A 15,736-nucleotide genomic window follows, 5' to 3' on the forward strand; every position below is an offset into this window, starting at 1 on the left:
GGTTGCCTGACGCGCCCTCAGGAATCGGCCCCCTGGTGCTGCGCCCGGCCCACGTCGTACACGCCGGGCACGTTCCGCATCGCCCGCATGAGGGCCGGGAGGTGGGCCGCGTCGGGGAGCTGGACGGTGTAGGTGTGGCGGACGCGCTGCTGGCTCGGCGGGGCGACGGTCGCGGAGACGATCTCGGCGCCTTCCAGGGCCATCGCCTCGGTGAGGTCGGCGAGCAGATGGGGGCGGCCGAACGATTCGGCGACCAGGGTGACCCGGCACTCGGTGGTGTCGCCCCAGCGCACGCCGACCTCCGCACGCCCCGCGCCCTTCATGCGCCCCACCCCGGCGCACTCCACGCGGTGCACGGTCACCACCCCGCCGCGCACGGCGAAGCCGGTGACCTCGTCGGGCGGTACGGGCGTACAGCACCCGGCGAGCCGCACGGTCGCCCCCGGCAGGTCGACGACGGCGTTGGCCGCTCCGGGGCGGGCGGAAGGGGCGTCGGTGACGGGACCGGTCCCGGAGCGGGAGTTCCCGTCGGCCGCCGCCGCGGAGTGGTCCGTGGTGCCGTCCGCGGCACCGGAGCCACCGCTCCAGCCGTCCTCCCCGGTCTCCCCCGTCGCCGTGTCGCCGCTCTCCGGATGGGTCGCCAGCCACCGCTGGATGGCGATCCGGGCGGCCGGGGTGTGGGCGTGCTCCAGCCACTCCCGGGAGGGCTCGGAGGCGGGGTCCTGGCCCATGAGGAGCTGGACGGTGTCGCCATCTCTCAGGACGGTGCTCAGGGTCGCGAGCCGGCCGTTGACACGGGCACCGATACAGGCGTGCGCGTCCTCGCCGTACTGCGCGTAGGCGGCGTCCACGCAGGTGGCGCCCTCGGGCAGGCCCAGCGTGCCGCCGTCGGGCCGGAAGACGGTGATCTCCCGGTCCTGGGCGAGGTCCTCGCGCAGGGTGGACCAGAAGGTGTCGGGGTCGGGTGCCGCCCGCTGCCAGTCGAGGAGGCGGGAGAGCCACCCGGGCCGGGTGGGGTCGGCGCGCTCGCCGTCACTCGCGGCCTGTTCCTCGGCGGGCGGCGCGTACGGGTTGCCGAGCGCGATGACTCCGGCCTCGGCGACCTTGTGCATCTGGTGGGTGCGGATGAGGACTTCGACGACCTGCCCGTCCGCCCGGGCGACGGCGGTGTGCAGCGACTGGTACAGGTTGAACTTGGGTACGGCGATGAAGTCCTTGAACTCCGAGACCACGGGTGTCAGGCAGGTGTGCAGCTCCCCCAGGACGCCGTAGCAGTCCGCGTCCTCGTTGACCAGCACCAGCAGACGGCCGAAGTCGGCGCCGCGCAGCTTCCCGCGCTTGCGCGCCACGCGGTGGACGGAGACGAAGTGCCGGGGCCGGATCAGGACTTCTGCCTGGATGTCGGCTTCGCGCAGGACCGCGCGGGCCTCGTCGGCGACCTCCGCGAGGGGATCGTCGGAGCGGGCCGCGTTGTCGACGATCAGCTGCCGTGTGTGCGCGTACTCCTCGGGGCGGAGGATCGCGAAGACGAGGTCCTCCATCTCGGTCTTCAGCGCCTGGACACCGAGGCGTTCGGCGAGCGGGATCAGGACGTCCCTGGTCACCTTGGCGATGCGCGCCTGCTTCTCGGGACGCATCACGCCGAGGGTGCGCATGTTGTGGAGCCGGTCGGCGAGTTTGATCGACATCACGCGGACGTCGTTGCCGGTGGCGACCAGCATCTTGCGGAAGGTCTCGGACTCGGCGGCCGCGCCGTAGTCCACCTTCTCCAGCTTGGTGACCCCGTCGACGAGATAACGGACCTCCTCGCCGAACTGTTCCCGCACCTGATCGAGCGTCACGTCGGTGTCCTCGACGGTGTCGTGGAGCAGAGAGGCCGTCAGGGTGGTGGTCTCGGCGCCGAGTTCGGCGAGGATCAGGGTGACGGCGAGCGGGTGGGTGATGTACGGCTCGCCGCTCTTGCGCATCTGGCCGCGGTGCGAGGACTCGGCCAGGACGTAGGCGCGGCGCAGTGGTTCGAGGTCCGCGTCGGGGTAGTGGGCGCGGTGCGCCTCGGCGACATGGCCGATCGCGTCGGGCAGCTTGCCGCGGGCGGCGGGGCCGAGCAGCGCGGCCCGGCCGAGTCGGCGCAGGTCGATCCGGGGGCGGGCCTTCCTGCGGGGCACTGTAGGGGCTACAGGGCCAGGGGTCGCAGGGTTCGTGGCCTCCGCACTCATGGGCACCTCCGGCTCGTGACCGGCGGACGGGGCCCCAGGGCGTACGCGGCTCAGGGTTGGCGACGTTCCCCCGTCCGTGCCGGTGCTTGATGCTACCGAGCCCATCACGCCCAACTGACCGCCTCTCGCCGAGCGTGAAACGGATCACCCCTTCGAGCGACCGCGGAGAGGTTTACGGTTTTGCGCCACGCGTTCCGGGACCGGCCACGGTTTCGCATCGCTCCCGGTGCCGGAATCCATGGATCCCGGCGTCCGTGCCGGTCGGGGCCACGGTTCGTGTGATCAGCGGACCGCGTTTTCCAGCCACTCGGCGTCGATCTCGCCCTCGGCGACGATCACGGCCGGGCCGGTCATCTCGATCTCGCCGTCCGGCCGCTCGGTGATCACCAGCTGTCCGCCGAGCACATCGACGGTGTAGGTCGCCGGGGCGCCGGTGACCGCCGGGTCGGCGCCGTCCCGGCGCGCGGTGGCCACGGCGACGGCGCACGCGCCCGTGCCGCAGGAGCGGGTCTCGCCGGAGCCGCGCTCGTGGACGCGCATCGCGACGTGGCGGGGGCCGCGGTCGACCACGAACTCGACGTTCACCCCGTCCGGGTAGGCGGCACCCGGGCTGCAGGACGGCGGGGCGAACAGGTTCCCGGCGTGCGCGAGGTCCTCGACGAAGGCGACCGCGTGCGGGTTGCCCATGTTCACGTTGCGGGCGGGCCAGCTGCGCTCGCCGACGCTCACCGCGACCTCGCCCTCGGGCAGGCGCGCGCTGCCCATGCCGACGGTGATGGCACCGTCCTTGGCGATGTGGACACTCTTCACGCCCGCGCGCGTGGCGACCGCGATATCCCCTTCGGCCACATGCCCGGCATGCTGGAGGTAGCGCGCGAACACACGGACTCCGTTACCGCACATCTCCGCGATGGAGCCGTCGCCGTTGCGGTAGTCCATGAACCACTCCGCCTCGGCCGCCAGGTGCCCGGCCTCCGGGTGGGCGGCGGACCGCACGACGTGCAGCACGCCGTCGCCGCCGATGCCGGCGCGGCGGTCGCACAGGGCGGCCACGGCGGCCGGGGTCAGGTCGATGGCGTTCTCGGGGTCCGGGACGATCACGAAGTCGTTCTCCGTGCCGTGACCCTTGAGGAAGGCGATCCGCGTGCTCATTCCTCGATCGTACGGGGTGGCTACGACATCCCCGCGACCACGGGGCTAAGGCCTGTCCGGCGGATCAGGTCGCAGGAGACGGGCGGCGCCTCATCGCCGCAGATGGGCGTGCCAAGCCCCGCGTCTGCGGCACGATCCGCCGGACAGGCCCTAGCGCAGCCGGGCCACGCGCCACACGGCGAGGACGGCCACCACGGCCACCAGCAGGACGTAGCCGAGGACGACCCGCCAGTCGGGGCGGCGGCCGGAGCCCCGGGCCGGCAGGCCCGGCCAGGTGTAGCCGACGCGGCGCGCGGCCATCATGCCCCAGCCCGCGGCGCAGGAGCAGATCAGCAGCCCCAGCATCGCGATCACGGCGCCGCTGTCGCCGAAGTCGAAGGCCAGCGGGAAGGCGAACATCAGGGAGCCGCCCGCGGCCAGGCCCACGATGGGGGCCAGCTGCCAGATGCGCAGCCGGCGCTGCGGGCGCAGCTCGACCTCCACCTCCGGGCCGCCCGCGAACATCTCCTCGGGCTCGGGGCCGTCGTCGGTCACGCCGACCGGCGTCTCGTCCGGTCCGTCGGGGCTGAGTCGGTCCTCGCCCTGTTCCGGTTCACCGCCGTCGATGGTGACGTACTCGGTGCTGCTTGCGGTGTCGCGAGGGCCGGCCTCCATCGCCACGCGCCCTCCCAACTAGGACTCCACTTGGTCGATCGAAGCTCGATGATGGCACGGCGCCGGAGGCCGGGATGACCGGCGGCGCATCCCGATGCCATGACGTGATCAGGCTGTGACCGGTCGTTCGACCAACGCCAGAGCGAGCCCCGGAAGTTCGGTGCGGTCCGCGGCGGCCCCACTCAACCAGTGCACCCGGGGGTCGCGCCTGAACCACGAATCCTGGCGGCGCGCGAAGCGTTTGGTGGCACGTACCGTCTCGGCCCGCGCCTCGTCGTCGGTGCATTCCCCGGCGAGCGCCGAGAGGACCTGCTGGTAGCCGAGTGCGCGCGACGCCGTACGCCCCTCGCGCAAGCCCTGCGCCTGAAGTGCGCGCACCTCGTCCACGAGACCCGCCTCCCACATCCGGTCGACCCGGCGCGCGATGCGCTCGTCGAGCTCGGGGCGGGCCACGTCGACGCCGATCTGGATCGTGTCGTAGACCGAGTCGTGGCCGGGGAGGTTGGCGGTGAAGGGCCGGCCGGTGATCTCGATGACCTCCAGGGCCCGGACGATGCGACGGCCGTTGCTGGGCAGGATCGCGCGCGCGGCCTCGGGATCGGCGGCGGTCAGGCGGGCGTGCAGCGCCCCGGAGCCGCGCAGTGTGAGCTCGTCCTCCAGACGGGCCCTGACTTCGGGGTCGGTGCCGGGGAACTCCAGGTTGTCGACCGCTCCCCGCACGTACAGACCGGAGCCGCCGACCAGGATCGGCCAGCGCCCCTCGGCGAGCAGTGCGTCGATGCGGGCGCGGGCCAGCTTCTGGTACTCGGCCACGGAGGCCGTGACGGTCACGTCCCAGACGTCCAGCAGGTGGTGCGGGACGCCGCCGCGCTCCTCGGGCGTCAGCTTGGCTGTGCCGATGTCCATCCCTCGGTAGAGCTGCATGGAGTCGGCGTTGACGACCTCGCCGCCGAGCTGCCGGGCCAGGAAAACGCCCAGATCGGACTTTCCGGCCGCGGTGGGTCCGACGACGGCGATGACGCGGGGGGCGGGGGGTGCGCTGCTCACCGCACCAGTCTCGCAAACATCACGGCCGCGCCTCGAACGAGTTACGTGACGACCCGGGTTCGGGGTCGTTGCCCGTTGCGAGGTACCTGCCGCCTGCTTCCGGGGGCGGTGAGCCGGGTGGCGCGAACGGGCGCACCGGGCTACGCGGGATTTCCCCCGCACGAGTAATCTATGGAGTGGATATGGGCGTTTTTGCGCGAATTTTTCGGAGGTCGAAGGCAGCGGAGGAGGCGTCCGCCGTCGAGACGCAGGCCGGCACGGAACCGGAAGGGGCCGAGGCGGAGACAGTGGCGCAGGAGCAGGGGCCGGCGGCCGGGGACACCGCCGCGGCGGCGCGGACGGAGGGTGCCGCCGCCGAGGCCACGGAGGCCGGCGAGGCCGCTGCCGCCGAGAACACCGAGATTCCCAAGCAGCAGTCCGCCGAGGAGGCCGCCGACAACGAGGCCGGTGAGGGCGCCCGCACCTGACCGGCCCGTGAGGGAAGGTGGATCATGGGTCTTTTGAACAATGTGAAGGCCAAGCTCGCCCCGGCCAAGGAGAAGGTGTCGGGCCTCGCGCATCAGCACGGAGGCAAGATCCAGCACGGCATCGACAGGGCCGCGAGGGTCGTCGACGAGCGGACCAAGGGCAAGTACAGCGACAGGATCCAGAGCGGCACCGGGAAGGCCAAGCACGCCATGGACCGGCTCGCGCACCGGGGCGGTACTGAGGGTGGTCCCGAGGCGGCCCGCGACACGACCGGCACGCGGCCGGACGGGCCCCCGCCCATGTCCTGAAGCGAACGCCGCCCCGCCGACCGGTGGACGGCCGTGGAGCGGACCGCTCCCGGCCGTCCGCCGTCGTCGCGGCCAGGGCCTGTCCGGCGTCGGCCACCGACGACAACGCCGTAGGGGGCGTGCCGAGCCCCGCGTCTGCGGCATGATCCGCCGGACAGGCCCTATCTATGGCCCTGTCAGGACCAGGCCGCGACCACGTACCCCACGCCGTACGGCGCGTCCTCGTACAGCAGAGTGCCGGTCAGGTTCACGTCCTCGGCGGCGCCTGCCAGGACCTGCCAGGGGGCGCGGCCGGAGGCCTTGAGCTGGTGCGCGAGCTCGGGGTCCAGTGCCATCAGGGCCGGCCCGTCCGCCGCGCCCAGGGCACGCGCGACCTCGGCGTCGAAGGGCGCGGCGCGCTCGTCGAGGTAGCCGGGCGCCTTGACGGTGCGACAGGCGCTGGCGTCGCCCATCACCAGCAGGGCCGTCCGCTCGGTCCGAGCGGCGATCTCCCTTCCGGCTTCGGCACACCGCTCGGGCGCGACGGGTTCCCCCACACCGAGTCCCTCGACCGGGGCGGCGGCCCAGTCCGTGCGCTCCAGCAGCCAGGCGGCGACGGCGAGCGACGAGGGCAGTGTGCGGTCGGGCGCCGTCGCCTCGCCGGGGCCGAGCCGTACGTCGAGGTCCACCCCGAAACCGCGGAAGGAGCCCCGGGTGCCCTGCGGGTGCGGTCCGCGCCCGCTCGGCTCGGCGGCCCCGACGACCACCAGCCGGTCGGGGCGGGCGGCGGCGAGCACGCCGAGCGCGTCCACGCACGCGGCACGCGCGGCGTCCAGCTCGTGCGCGGCGCCCGCGGCGAGGTCGGGCACGAGCAGCGGCGGGCAGGGGCAGACTGCGGCGGCGACAAGCATGATCGGCAGGGTAACGCCGGGGGCGCGCCGACCGTGACTCCCCCGCCCCGCGCCCCCTCACCGCGGGACGTCAGTCGCAGCCGCAGCCGCTCGTCGCGACCGGCAGCGGGGCCGGCACGCCGATCTTCGGCAGACCGAGCATCACGCCCGCCGGCTTGGCGGCCTCGGCGGCGTTGCGCTTCTCCCAGGCGTCGCCCGCGCGCGTGGGGCGCACGGCGAGGACGGGGCCCTCGGCGAGCAGGTGGTGCGGGGCGGCGTACGTCACCTCGACCGTGACCACGTCGCCGGGGCGCACCTGCTGCTCCGGCTTGGTGAAGTGGACCAGGCGGTTGTCGGGAGCGCGGCCGGAGAGGCGGTGGGTGGCGCCGTCCTTGCGGCCCTCGCCCTCGGCGACCATGAGCTCCAGCGTGCGGCCGACCTGCTTCTTGTTCTCCGCCCAGGAGATGTCCTCCTGGAGGGCGACGAGACGCTCGTACCGCGCCTGGACGACCTCCTTGGGGATCTGGTCGTCCATGGTGGCGGCCGGGGTGCCGGGGCGCTTGGAGTACTGGAAGGTGAACGCCTGCGCGAACCGTGCCTCGCGGACGGCGTGCAGCGTCTGCTCGAAGTCCTCCTCGGTCTCGCCGGGGAAGCCCACGATGATGTCGGTGGTGATCGCGGCGTGCGGGATGGCGGCGCGGACCTTCTCGATGATCCCGAGGTAGCGCTCCTGGCGGTAGGAGCGGCGCATCGCCTTCAGGACCGTGTCCGAGCCGGACTGCATCGGCATGTGGAGCTGCGGCATCACGTTCGGCGTCTCGGCCATGGCGGCGATGACGTCGTCGGTGAAGTCGCGCGGGTGCGGGGAGGTGAAGCGCACGCGCTCCAGGCCCTCGATGTTCCCGCAGGCCCGCAGGAGCTTGCTGAAGGCCTCGCGGTCGCCGATGTCGGAGCCGTAGGCGTTGACGTTCTGGCCGAGCAGGGTGATCTCGGAGACGCCCTCGGCGACCAGGGCCTCGACCTCGGCGAGGATGTCGCCGGGACGGCGGTCCTTCTCCTTGCCGCGCAGCGCCGGGACGATGCAGAAGGTGCAGGTGTTGTTGCAGCCGACGGAGATGGAGACCCAGGCCGCGTACGCGCTCTCGCGCCGGGTCGGCAGCGTGGAGGGGAACGCCTCCAGCGACTCGGCGATCTCGACCTGCGCCTCCTCCTGCACGCGGGCGCGTTCCAGCAGGACGGGCAGCTTGCCGATGTTGTGCGTGCCGAAGACGACGTCCACCCAGGGCGCCCTCTTCACGATGGTGTCCCGGTCCTTCTGCGCCAGGCAGCCGCCGACCGCGATCTGCATCCCGGGTCGTGTGGCCTTCTTCGGCGCGAGCCGGCCCAGGTTGCCGTACAGCCGGTTGTCGGCGTTCTCACGAACCGCGCAGGTGTTGAAGACGACGACGTCCGCGTCCCCGTCCGCCCCTTCGGGCGCGCGCACGTAACCGGCCTCTTCGAGCAGTCCGGACAATCGCTCGGAATCGTGGACGTTCATCTGGCACCCGTAGGTGCGAACCTCGTATGTCTTGACGCCCACTGCCTGGCTCCGGTCGTTGCTGCTCATGCGACAAGGGTAGGCGGTCCCGGGAGAGCCCCGGCCCGGAGCTTCCGGCGGCATCGCACCGAGGGCCGCGTCACGGCTCGTCCGCGTGGGGAGCCTGCGAGGTGTCCGCCAGGCACGCGGGATACAGGGCAATGGTGATCCGGTGCTCTGTTCGATCGTGAGGTCGAGCAGGCGGTTGCGGGCGGAACGGCTCACGCGGGGACGTCGTGCGCTGGCCTGAACTCGCCGTGTGTCAGGTCACGTTGGGAAGTGGCCGGAATGGGCGGATCCGGTGACTGCGGCCTGGCATGCTCATGAGCCGTCACCGAGTTACCGGCCAGTAGGCCCGTGGGCCAGCGTCCGCCGGTGCTCCCTGCCACCCCCCACCCCCTGAAGGACCGATCTTGCGCAGACGCACGGGGCGCGCCCATGCCCTCCTGCCCGCCTTCGCCGTGACCGCCCTCCTCCTCGCCGCCGGCTGCGCCTCGCCCGCGCCACGGGCCGAACAGCCCGCCGCCGCTACCGACCGGGCGGCCCGTGATTCCAACAGCACCACCACCGCCGCGGCGGACCGCTCGCTCACCGTCGCCGCCGCCCCCGCGGCCACCGCGACCGCCTCGGCGGGCCCCGCCGGTTCGGGCAGGCGGGCCCACAAGACCACGCTCGCCGTCAGTTCGTACGACACCAAGACCCGACGGGCCGTCATCTCGCCCGGCAAGGGCGCGAGTTCGCCTTCCGCGGGCCCCTCCGCGTCCCCGGGCGGCACCGCCGTCGGTGACGTCATCGCGAGCGCTCCCGCACCCGGTGCGCCGCACGGGCTCCTGGCCAAGGTCACCAAGGTGATCGGCGAGACCGACCGGGGCACCGAGGTGCAGACCGAGCCCGCCCAGCTCAACGCCCTGCTCGGCGACGACACGGCCAAGGGCACCGTGCCGGTCGACCCCGCCTCCTTCGCCGTCGACAAGCTGCTGCCCGACGTCAAGGTCTCCTGGTCCAAGGCCGGTGACGTGCACGTCGGCCCCAAGGGAGCCACGGTGCCGCTCGGCAGCCTGCGGCTCGACGTCTCCGCCGACGTGCCGACGCCCGAGGGTGCCCCGGTGTCGGCCGCGGCCTCGGTGTCCGGCTTCGTACAGGTCGCCCCGCAGGTCGACTTCCGGTACGGCGGCACGGGCACCGACGCCGCGCCGGGCAGCGCGTACCTGGGCGTCTCCGGCGACTGGACCTCGGGCTGGTCCGTCAAGGGCCGCGCCGCCGCCTCCGCCACACCGCTGCGGATTCCCTTCGCGAAACTGCACGCCGACCCCGTCCTCCAGGTCGGTCCGGTCCCGGTCGTCGTCAACCTCGACCTGACCTGCTACTTCCAGATCAGCGGCGACGGACGGATCACCGTCGACGTGGAGCAGAGCCTGAAGGGCGACTTCAAAGCGGGCGGCACCTTCGGCGCCGGCCAGGGGTGGACCCCGGTCAGCGCCTCCGACATGACCGGAACGCCGGTGCGGGCTTCGTTGACCACCGCGGGAAGCGTCAAGGCGGCGCTCGGCGCGGAGGCCTCCGTCGGGCTCTACGGCACCGTGGGCGTCACCGCCGACCTGGCGCCGTACCTGCGCGGCGAGGCCTCGGGGACGGTCACCGCCTCGACCGGCACGGCCGGCGCGCAGACGGACGGCACATGGGGTGTGTACGGCGGCGTGGACCTGTCCGGGACCCTGCGGATCCAGTTGTCGATCTTCGGTACCCCCGTTCTCCAGAAGAGCGTCCCGCTGGGCTCGCTGCACCGCGAGTGGACACTGGCGGGCGCCGCGGCTCCATAGGACCTCAGGCGCCGCCGGGCAGCCAGCCCTGGCGGCGCAGCACCGCCGACACGTCCGGCGCCCGGTAGTGCTCGCCCTTGAGGACCTTGCCGTCGGCCCGGCGGGCTATCTGCCCCTCGGGCCCCAGCTTGCTCATGTTGGAGCGGTGGATCTCGGCGAGCACCGCGTCGAGGTCGATCCCGTGCACCAGCGCCGTGCCGTACGCCACGTAGACCACGTCGGCCAGTTCGTGCGCGAGCCGGTCCAGCGGGCCGGTGACCGCCACCTCGGCGACCTCGGAGGCCTCCTCGGCGAGCAGTTCCCCCCGGTGTGCGGCCAGTTCGGGGGCCACCTCCGTCGGCGTACTGCGGGCGTCGAGGCCGAAGGCGAGGTGGAACTCACGGACGAGGTCGGCGGGCGAAGAGCTCATACGGCGACTGTAACGGCCGCCTCTGACAGTCCCCGCCGAGCGCCCCGCCCTGGTCAGCACCGCGGACGGCCTGGCAGGATCGCGCGCATGCCAAAGCTGTTCCCCCGTATCGGCAGGCGCCGGGCCCTCCAGGGCGCGGTCGCCGGCTTCGTGTTCTTCGGGCTGCTGCTGTGGTGGCTGCTGCCCCTGGGCGAGGAGCCGCCGGGCGGGACGATCACCTTCAGCACCGGCACGCCCCTGGGCGTCTACCAGGACTACGGCGAGCGGCTGCGCAACGAGCTCGGCAAGGACATGCCGGGCCTGAAGGTGAAGCTGCTGAACAGCGCCGGTTCGCAGGAGAACGTACGGCGCGTGGCGACCGGGAAGGCCGACTTCACCATCGCGGCGGCCGACGCGGTGGAGACGTACGAGCTCGGCGACCGCGGCGGCGCACGGCAGCTGCGGGGCGTGGCGCGGCTCTACGACGACTACGTGCAGCTCGTCGTGCCGCGCGACTCGGACATCAAGACCGTGTCGGACCTGCGGCACAAGCGGGTGGCCATAGGGCTGCCGAAGTCGGGTGTGCGGCTGATCGCCGGACGGGTGCTCGAAGCGGCGGGGATCGACCCCGGGAAGGACATCACCCCGATGTCCGACGGCATCGACACCGGACCCGACCGGCTGCGGCACGGCGGTATCGACGCGTTCTTCTGGTCGGGCGGGCTGCCCACGAACGGGCTGGCCGACCTGGCCCAGAAGTTCGCCTTCCGGTTCATCCCGATCGAGGGCGACCTGGTCACCAGGCTGCACGCCCAGGGGGACGCCGCCCGGTACTACCGGGCGACCAACATGCCCGAGTCGGCCTACCCTGCCGTCCAGCAGGGCCGCACCGTGGCGACGATCGCCGTGTCCAACCTGCTGATGACCCGCAAGGACATGGATCCCCGGCTCACCGAGTGGATCACCCGCACCGTGATCAAGAGCCGTGACGGCATCGGGGCCCATGTCCACTCCGCCCAGCTCGTCGACCTGCGGACGGCGATCTACACCGATCCCCTCACCCTCCACGAGGGCGCGCGGCGCTACTACCGGTCGGTGAAGCCGTAGTCGACCGGGTCCAGCGCGGACCCGGTCCTCGGCACCGTCACCGTGACCCTCAGGCCCCGCGGCTCGTGGTGGGCGTACGTGATCGAGCCGCCGGCCGCCGTGAGGAGGGCGCGGGTGATGGACAGGCCCAGGCCGGAGCCCTTGACGTTCTGGTGGTGGGCGCTGCGCCAGAAGCGGTCGCCGACGCGGGCGAGTTCCTCGTCGGTGAGGCCGGGGCCGGTGTCGGTGACCACGACCGTCGAGGTGTCGCCGTTCGAGGTGACGGTCAGCTCGACCGTGCCCCCCTCAGGGGTGAACTTCACCGCGTTGTCGATCACCGCGTCCAGCGCGCTGGACAGGGTGATCGGGTCGGCCCACCCGGTGGTCGCCGGGCAGTCGCCGGTCAGCCGGACGCCCTTGGCCTCGGCGGCCGGTGACCAGGCTGCCACCCGCTCGGCGGCCAGCAGGCCGATGTCGGTCAGCCGGACGTCCGCCTCGGCGTGCTCGGCCAGCGCCAGGTCGAGCAGGTCGTCGAGGACCTGCGCCAGGCGCTTGCCCTCGGTGCGGACCGAGGCGATCTCCTCGTTGTCCTCGGGCAGTTCGAGGGCGAGCAGTTCGATGCGCAGCAGCAGCGCCGAGAGGGGGTTGCGCAGCTGGTGCGAGGCGTCCGCGACGAAGGCGCGCTGCTGCTCCAGCACGTCCTCGACGTTGTCCGCCATCTCGTTGAACGACCGGGCCAGCCGTCTGAGTTCCGGCGGTCCCCCGGCCACCGCGACCCGGGACTTCAGGCGCCCGGTGGCGATGTCGTGAGTGGTGGCGTCGAGGATCCGTACGGGCCTGAGCACCCAGCCGGTCAGCCGCAGCGCGGCGCCCACGGCCAGCAGCATCGCGGCGGCCTCGCCGGCGCCGATCAGCAGCCAGCCGTGCAGGGTCCGCGAGCGCATGGCGCCGGTGGGCGAGTCGGTGATCACGACCGCCACCACGTCGCCGTCCCGGATCACCGGGGAGGCGACCAGGAGGCGGGTGCGCTGCCAGGGCCACACCTGCCGCGGGTCGTGGCTGCGCCGGCTGAGCAGCGCCTCCTGGAACGCGTCCCGCATCTCGCCCTTCGGCGGCAGGATCCAGTCGTCGGGCGCGTTGGCCATCGCAGCGCCGTTGCGGTAGAAGACGCCCGCGCGGATGCCGTAGACCCCGTAGTAGCTGGCGAGTTCGCGGCGGAGGGTCTCCTGGCGCTCGTCCTTGGTCGTACGGCGGGATCCACTGGGCCCGTCGGTGACGAACTGGGCGAGCGCCCCGAAGCGGGCCGTGTCGTCGATCCGGTCGACGACCACGCGCTGCTGCTGGGCCGCGGCCACGCTGACGGCGAGCGGAAAGCCCAGCGCGAGCAGTACGGCCGCCATCAGGACGATGAGCAGCGGAAGGAGCCGTGTGCGCACCCGTCCCCGCTAGGCGGCCGGGGCGACGAGGCGGTAGCCGACGCCGCGTACGGTCTCGATCAGCGCGGGCATGCGCAGCTTGGCGCGCAGGGAGGCGACGTGCACCTCCAGGGTGCGTCCCGTGCCCTCCCAACTGGTCTGCCACACCTCGCTGATGATCTGTTCCCGCCGGAAGACCACTCCGGGACGCTGGGCGAGCAGCGCGAGGAGGTCGAACTCCTTGCGGGTCAGTTGGACAACCGAACCGTCGACGCTGACCTGGCGGGTGGGCAGCTCGATGTGTACGGGCCCGAGCCGCAGGGCGCTCTCGCCGCCCGGCCCGGCGTCCTCGGGGACGGTGCGCCGGCTGACGGCGTGGATCCGGGCGAGCAGTTCCCCGGTGTCGTACGGCTTCACCACGTAGTCGTCGGCGCCGAGGTTCAGCCCGTGGATGCGGGAGCGGACGTCGGAGCGCGCCGTGACCATGATCACCGGCGTGCTGGTGCGCTTGCGGATCTTGCCGCAGACCTCGTAGCCGTCCTGGTCGGGCAGGCCCAGGTCGAGCAGGACGACGCCGAAGCCGGCGCCCTCGGGGACGAGGGCCTGGAGTGCCTCCTCGCCGCTGCGCGCGTGGGTGACGTCGAACCCGTGCCGCTTGAGGACCGCGGACAGGGCGGCGGCCACGTGGTTGTCGTCCTCGACGAGCAGCAGTCTCATCCCGGCCCCCTCCGGTTCGAACGGTCGTACTCTCGGCTTGTGAAAAACGTGTGCACGCGCGCGTGCACCATGGCAGTCACGCTGATGGACGACAACCGCGTCAAGAGGGTTCCGGTTGCCCGCGGCTTCCGTTACCCGGCCGATACGCGGGTGGGCGACAACTGCTACGACACGTGTCCGATTGCTATCGGATCGTGATGCTCAGATTCCCCTCAGATGTAATGACGCTGGTCATGCGGGGTTACTACATTCCTCCGAAACCGAGGAGGACGGAGCCCGAAAGCGATGACCGAAGTATCGGTGGCCAAGGAAGACTCGGCCGCGACCGGCGATCTGGTCGTCCTGAAGAGCGTCAACAAGCACTTCGGCGCGTTGCACGTACTCCAGGACATCGATCTGACGATCACTCGCGGCGAGGTCGTCGTGGTCATCGGACCCTCCGGGTCCGGCAAGTCCACCCTGTGCCGCACCATCAACCGTCTGGAGACCATCGACTCGGGCGCCATCACGATCGACGGCAAGCCGCTGCCCCAGGAGGGCAAGGAGCTGGCCCGGCTGCGGGCGGACGTCGGCATGGTGTTCCAGTCCTTCAACCTCTTCGCGCACAAGACCGTGCTCGAGAACGTGATGCTGGGCCAGATCAAGGTTCGCAAGACCGACAAGAAGCAGGCCGAGGACAAGGCCCGCGCCCTGCTCGACCGGGTCGGCGTGGGCACCCAGGCCGACAAGTACCCCGCGCAGCTCTCCGGCGGCCAGCAGCAGCGCGTCGCGATCGCCCGGGCACTGGCGATGGGCCCCAAGGTCATGCTCTTCGACGAGCCGACGTCGGCCCTCGACCCCGAGATGATCAACGAGGTCCTCGAGGTCATGCAGCAGCTCGCCCGGGACGGCATGACGATGATCGTCGTCACCCATGAGATGGGTTTCGCACGATCGGCTGCAAACCGCGTGGTCTTCATGGCGGACGGTCGCATCGTCGAACAGGCTGCGCCCGAGCAGTTCTTCAGCAATCCGCGCAGCGACCGCGCCAAGGACTTCCTGTCGAAGATCCTGCATCACTGACGGCGCCCGTCGCGCCCTCCACGACCTGCTTCACCGGCCCACGGGGCCGCATCTCCACACCGGACAAAGGATGTTCACCATGAAGCTCCGCAAGGTCACCGCTGCCTCGGCCGCCGTGCTCGCCCTCGCCGTGGCCGCCACCGCGTGCGACTCGAACAAGAAGGACGACAGCGGTTCCTCGGGCGGCGGCAAGACGATCACCATCGGCATCAAGTTCGACCAGCCCGGCATCGGCCAGAAGACGCCGCAGGGTTACGCGGGCTTCGACGTCGACGTGGCCACGTACGTGGCCAAGAAGCTCGGCTACAGCGCGGACCAGATCGAGTGGAAGGAGTCGAAGAGCGCCGACCGCGAGACCATGCTCAAGCGCGGTGACGTCGACTTCATCGCCGCCTCCTACTCGATCACCCCGGAGCGCCAGAAGCTGGTCGACTTCGCCGGCCCGTACCTGCTGGCCCACCAGGACGTACTGGTCCGCGCGGACGACAACAGCATCAAGTCGCCTTCGGACCTCAACAAGAAGAAGCTCTGTTCCGTGACCGGCTCCACGTCGGCGCAGAACGTCCACGACAAGCTGGCGCCCAAGGCCCAGCTGCAGGAGTACCCGACCTACTCCGCGTGCCTGACCGGTCTGCAGAACAAGGCCATCGACGCCCTGACCACCGACGACTCGATCCTCGCCGGTTACGCCTCGCAGGCGCAGTTCAAGGGCAAGTTCAAGCTCGGCGGCCTGAAGATGACCAACGAGAACTACGGCATCGGCGTCAAGAAGGGCAGCGACCTCAAGGCCAAGATCAACAAGGCGCTGGAGGAGATGGTCTCCGACGGTGCCTGGCAGAAGGCCGTGGACAAGAACTTCGGCCCGGCCGGCTACAAGAACGAGCCCGCTCCGAAGATCGGCGACATCAAGAGCTGAGGCAGCGCCCACCGGTGCGCCGTCCGGCGGCGGCGCACCGGG

General features: G+C 71.7%; 15 protein-coding genes. 6 read left to right on the plus strand and 9 right to left on the minus strand.

Translation table 11 applies throughout. From position 1 onward, the window contains the following. Nucleotides 1-17: 17 nt before the first annotated feature. The 4 genes from ACZ7L0_RS04540 to miaA all read right to left on the minus strand — a co-directional run bounded on the left by ACZ7L0_RS04540 (nt 18) and on the right by miaA (nt 5,069). Nucleotides 18-2,216 carry a RelA/SpoT family protein gene (locus ACZ7L0_RS04540; RefSeq protein ID WP_471240911.1) on the minus strand — a complete coding sequence of 733 codons (2,199 nt, stop codon included), beginning with the start codon at nt 2,214-2,216 and terminating at the stop codon, nt 18-20. Nucleotides 2,217-2,498: 282 nt separating this feature from the next. Further along, complete coding sequence (dapF, locus tag ACZ7L0_RS04545) at nt 2,499-3,368, minus strand: diaminopimelate epimerase (RefSeq protein WP_471240912.1); 870 nt, start codon at nt 3,366-3,368, stop codon at nt 2,499-2,501. Nucleotides 3,369-3,518: 150 nt separating this feature from the next. Beyond that, the gene (locus ACZ7L0_RS04550) at nt 3,519-4,022 is read right to left on the minus strand and encodes a hypothetical protein (protein WP_471240978.1); all 504 of its coding nucleotides are present in this window, start codon (nt 4,020-4,022) and stop codon (nt 3,519-3,521) included. A gap of 108 nt (nt 4,023-4,130) precedes the next feature. Then, nucleotides 4,131-5,069 (minus strand): tRNA (adenosine(37)-N6)-dimethylallyltransferase MiaA, encoded by a 939-nt coding sequence (miaA, locus tag ACZ7L0_RS04555; protein ID WP_471240913.1) that lies wholly within the window; start codon nt 5,067-5,069, stop codon nt 4,131-4,133. Nucleotides 5,070-5,251: 182 nt separating this feature from the next. Here miaA and ACZ7L0_RS04560 point away from each other — a divergent pair, with 182 nt between their 5' ends. Beyond that, a complete protein-coding gene (locus tag ACZ7L0_RS04560) occupies nt 5,252-5,536 on the plus strand; it encodes a hypothetical protein (protein WP_471240914.1) in 285 nt (94 codons plus the stop codon). A 24-nt stretch (nt 5,537-5,560) separates the two neighbouring features. Beyond that, nucleotides 5,561-5,845, plus strand: coding sequence for an antitoxin (locus ACZ7L0_RS04565; RefSeq protein WP_471240915.1), 285 nt, complete (start codon nt 5,561-5,563; stop codon nt 5,843-5,845). 176 nt (nt 5,846-6,021) lie between these two features. On the opposite strand, the gene ACZ7L0_RS04570 is transcribed toward ACZ7L0_RS04565, so the two are convergent. Together ACZ7L0_RS04570 and miaB are read right to left on the minus strand one after the other, a co-directional pair. Then, nucleotides 6,022-6,735, minus strand: a complete 714-nt coding sequence (locus ACZ7L0_RS04570) for a class III extradiol dioxygenase subunit B-like domain-containing protein (RefSeq protein ID WP_471240916.1) — start codon at nt 6,733-6,735, stop codon at nt 6,022-6,024. Nucleotides 6,736-6,805: 70 nt separating this feature from the next. Next, complete coding sequence (gene miaB, locus ACZ7L0_RS04575; RefSeq protein ID WP_471240917.1) at nt 6,806-8,320, minus strand: tRNA (N6-isopentenyl adenosine(37)-C2)-methylthiotransferase MiaB; 1,515 nt, start codon at nt 8,318-8,320, stop codon at nt 6,806-6,808. A gap of 383 nt (nt 8,321-8,703) precedes the next feature. Here miaB and ACZ7L0_RS04580 point away from each other — a divergent pair, with 383 nt between their 5' ends. Then, nucleotides 8,704-10,110: a hypothetical protein gene (locus tag ACZ7L0_RS04580; protein WP_471240918.1), complete on the plus strand. Its 1,407-nt coding sequence runs from the start codon at nt 8,704-8,706 to the stop codon at nt 10,108-10,110. 4 nt (nt 10,111-10,114) lie between these two features. On the opposite strand, the gene ACZ7L0_RS04585 is transcribed toward ACZ7L0_RS04580, so the two are convergent. Further along, entirely contained in the window at nt 10,115-10,519 is a 405-nt protein-coding gene (locus tag ACZ7L0_RS04585) for a pyrophosphohydrolase domain-containing protein (protein WP_471240919.1), read from the minus strand. A gap of 87 nt (nt 10,520-10,606) precedes the next feature. On the opposite strand from ACZ7L0_RS04585, the gene ACZ7L0_RS04590 reads away from it, so the two are divergent. Beyond that, nucleotides 10,607-11,605, plus strand: coding sequence for a TAXI family TRAP transporter solute-binding subunit (locus tag ACZ7L0_RS04590; RefSeq protein WP_471240920.1), 999 nt, complete (start codon nt 10,607-10,609; stop codon nt 11,603-11,605). Here the strand turns inward: ACZ7L0_RS04590 and ACZ7L0_RS04595 are convergent. Then, nucleotides 11,584-13,020, minus strand: a complete 1,437-nt coding sequence (locus tag ACZ7L0_RS04595; protein ID WP_471240921.1) for a sensor histidine kinase — start codon at nt 13,018-13,020, stop codon at nt 11,584-11,586. The two genes, ACZ7L0_RS04590 and ACZ7L0_RS04595, sit on opposite strands and share 22 nt — an antisense overlap. A gap of 9 nt (nt 13,021-13,029) precedes the next feature. Next, on the minus strand, nt 13,030-13,716 hold the full coding sequence (locus ACZ7L0_RS04600) for a response regulator transcription factor (protein WP_471240922.1): 687 nt from the start codon (nt 13,714-13,716) through the stop codon (nt 13,030-13,032). Nucleotides 13,717-14,001: 285 nt separating this feature from the next. Between ACZ7L0_RS04600 and ACZ7L0_RS04605 the strand changes: the two genes are divergently transcribed. Both ACZ7L0_RS04605 and ACZ7L0_RS04610 read left to right on the plus strand, forming a co-directional pair. Next, nucleotides 14,002-14,778 carry an amino acid ABC transporter ATP-binding protein gene (locus tag ACZ7L0_RS04605; RefSeq protein WP_471240923.1) on the plus strand — a complete coding sequence of 259 codons (777 nt, stop codon included), beginning with the start codon at nt 14,002-14,004 and terminating at the stop codon, nt 14,776-14,778. 79 nt (nt 14,779-14,857) lie between these two features. Further along, a complete protein-coding gene (locus tag ACZ7L0_RS04610) occupies nt 14,858-15,694 on the plus strand; it encodes a glutamate ABC transporter substrate-binding protein (RefSeq protein ID WP_471240924.1) in 837 nt (278 codons plus the stop codon). Nucleotides 15,695-15,736 lie beyond the last annotated feature (42 nt).

It is taken from the genome of Streptomyces sp. NPDC039424, from assembly GCF_055639495.1.

Excerpts from the sequence above, each read along its gene's own strand:
- ACZ7L0_RS04540 (WP_471240911.1), bottom strand. The coding sequence starts at position 2,216 with ATGAGTGCGGAGGCCACGAACCCTGCGACCCCTGGCCCTGTAGCCCCT.
- dapF (WP_471240912.1), bottom strand. The coding sequence starts at position 3,368 with ATGAGCACGCGGATCGCCTTCCTCAAGGGTCACGGCACGGAGAACGAC.
- ACZ7L0_RS04550 (WP_471240978.1), bottom strand. The coding sequence starts at position 4,022 with ATGGAGGCCGGCCCTCGCGACACCGCAAGCAGCACCGAGTACGTCACC.
- ACZ7L0_RS04560 (WP_471240914.1), top strand. The coding sequence starts at position 5,252 with ATGGGCGTTTTTGCGCGAATTTTTCGGAGGTCGAAGGCAGCGGAGGAG.
- ACZ7L0_RS04565 (WP_471240915.1), top strand. The coding sequence starts at position 5,561 with ATGGGTCTTTTGAACAATGTGAAGGCCAAGCTCGCCCCGGCCAAGGAG.
- ACZ7L0_RS04570 (WP_471240916.1), bottom strand. The coding sequence starts at position 6,735 with ATGCTTGTCGCCGCCGCAGTCTGCCCCTGCCCGCCGCTGCTCGTGCCC.
- miaB (WP_471240917.1), bottom strand. The coding sequence starts at position 8,320 with ATGAGCAGCAACGACCGGAGCCAGGCAGTGGGCGTCAAGACATACGAG.
- ACZ7L0_RS04585 (WP_471240919.1), bottom strand. The coding sequence starts at position 10,519 with ATGAGCTCTTCGCCCGCCGACCTCGTCCGTGAGTTCCACCTCGCCTTC.
- ACZ7L0_RS04590 (WP_471240920.1), top strand. The coding sequence starts at position 10,607 with ATGCCAAAGCTGTTCCCCCGTATCGGCAGGCGCCGGGCCCTCCAGGGC.
- ACZ7L0_RS04600 (WP_471240922.1), bottom strand. The coding sequence starts at position 13,716 with ATGAGACTGCTGCTCGTCGAGGACGACAACCACGTGGCCGCCGCCCTG.
- ACZ7L0_RS04605 (WP_471240923.1), top strand. The coding sequence starts at position 14,002 with ATGACCGAAGTATCGGTGGCCAAGGAAGACTCGGCCGCGACCGGCGAT.
- ACZ7L0_RS04610 (WP_471240924.1), top strand. The coding sequence starts at position 14,858 with ATGAAGCTCCGCAAGGTCACCGCTGCCTCGGCCGCCGTGCTCGCCCTC.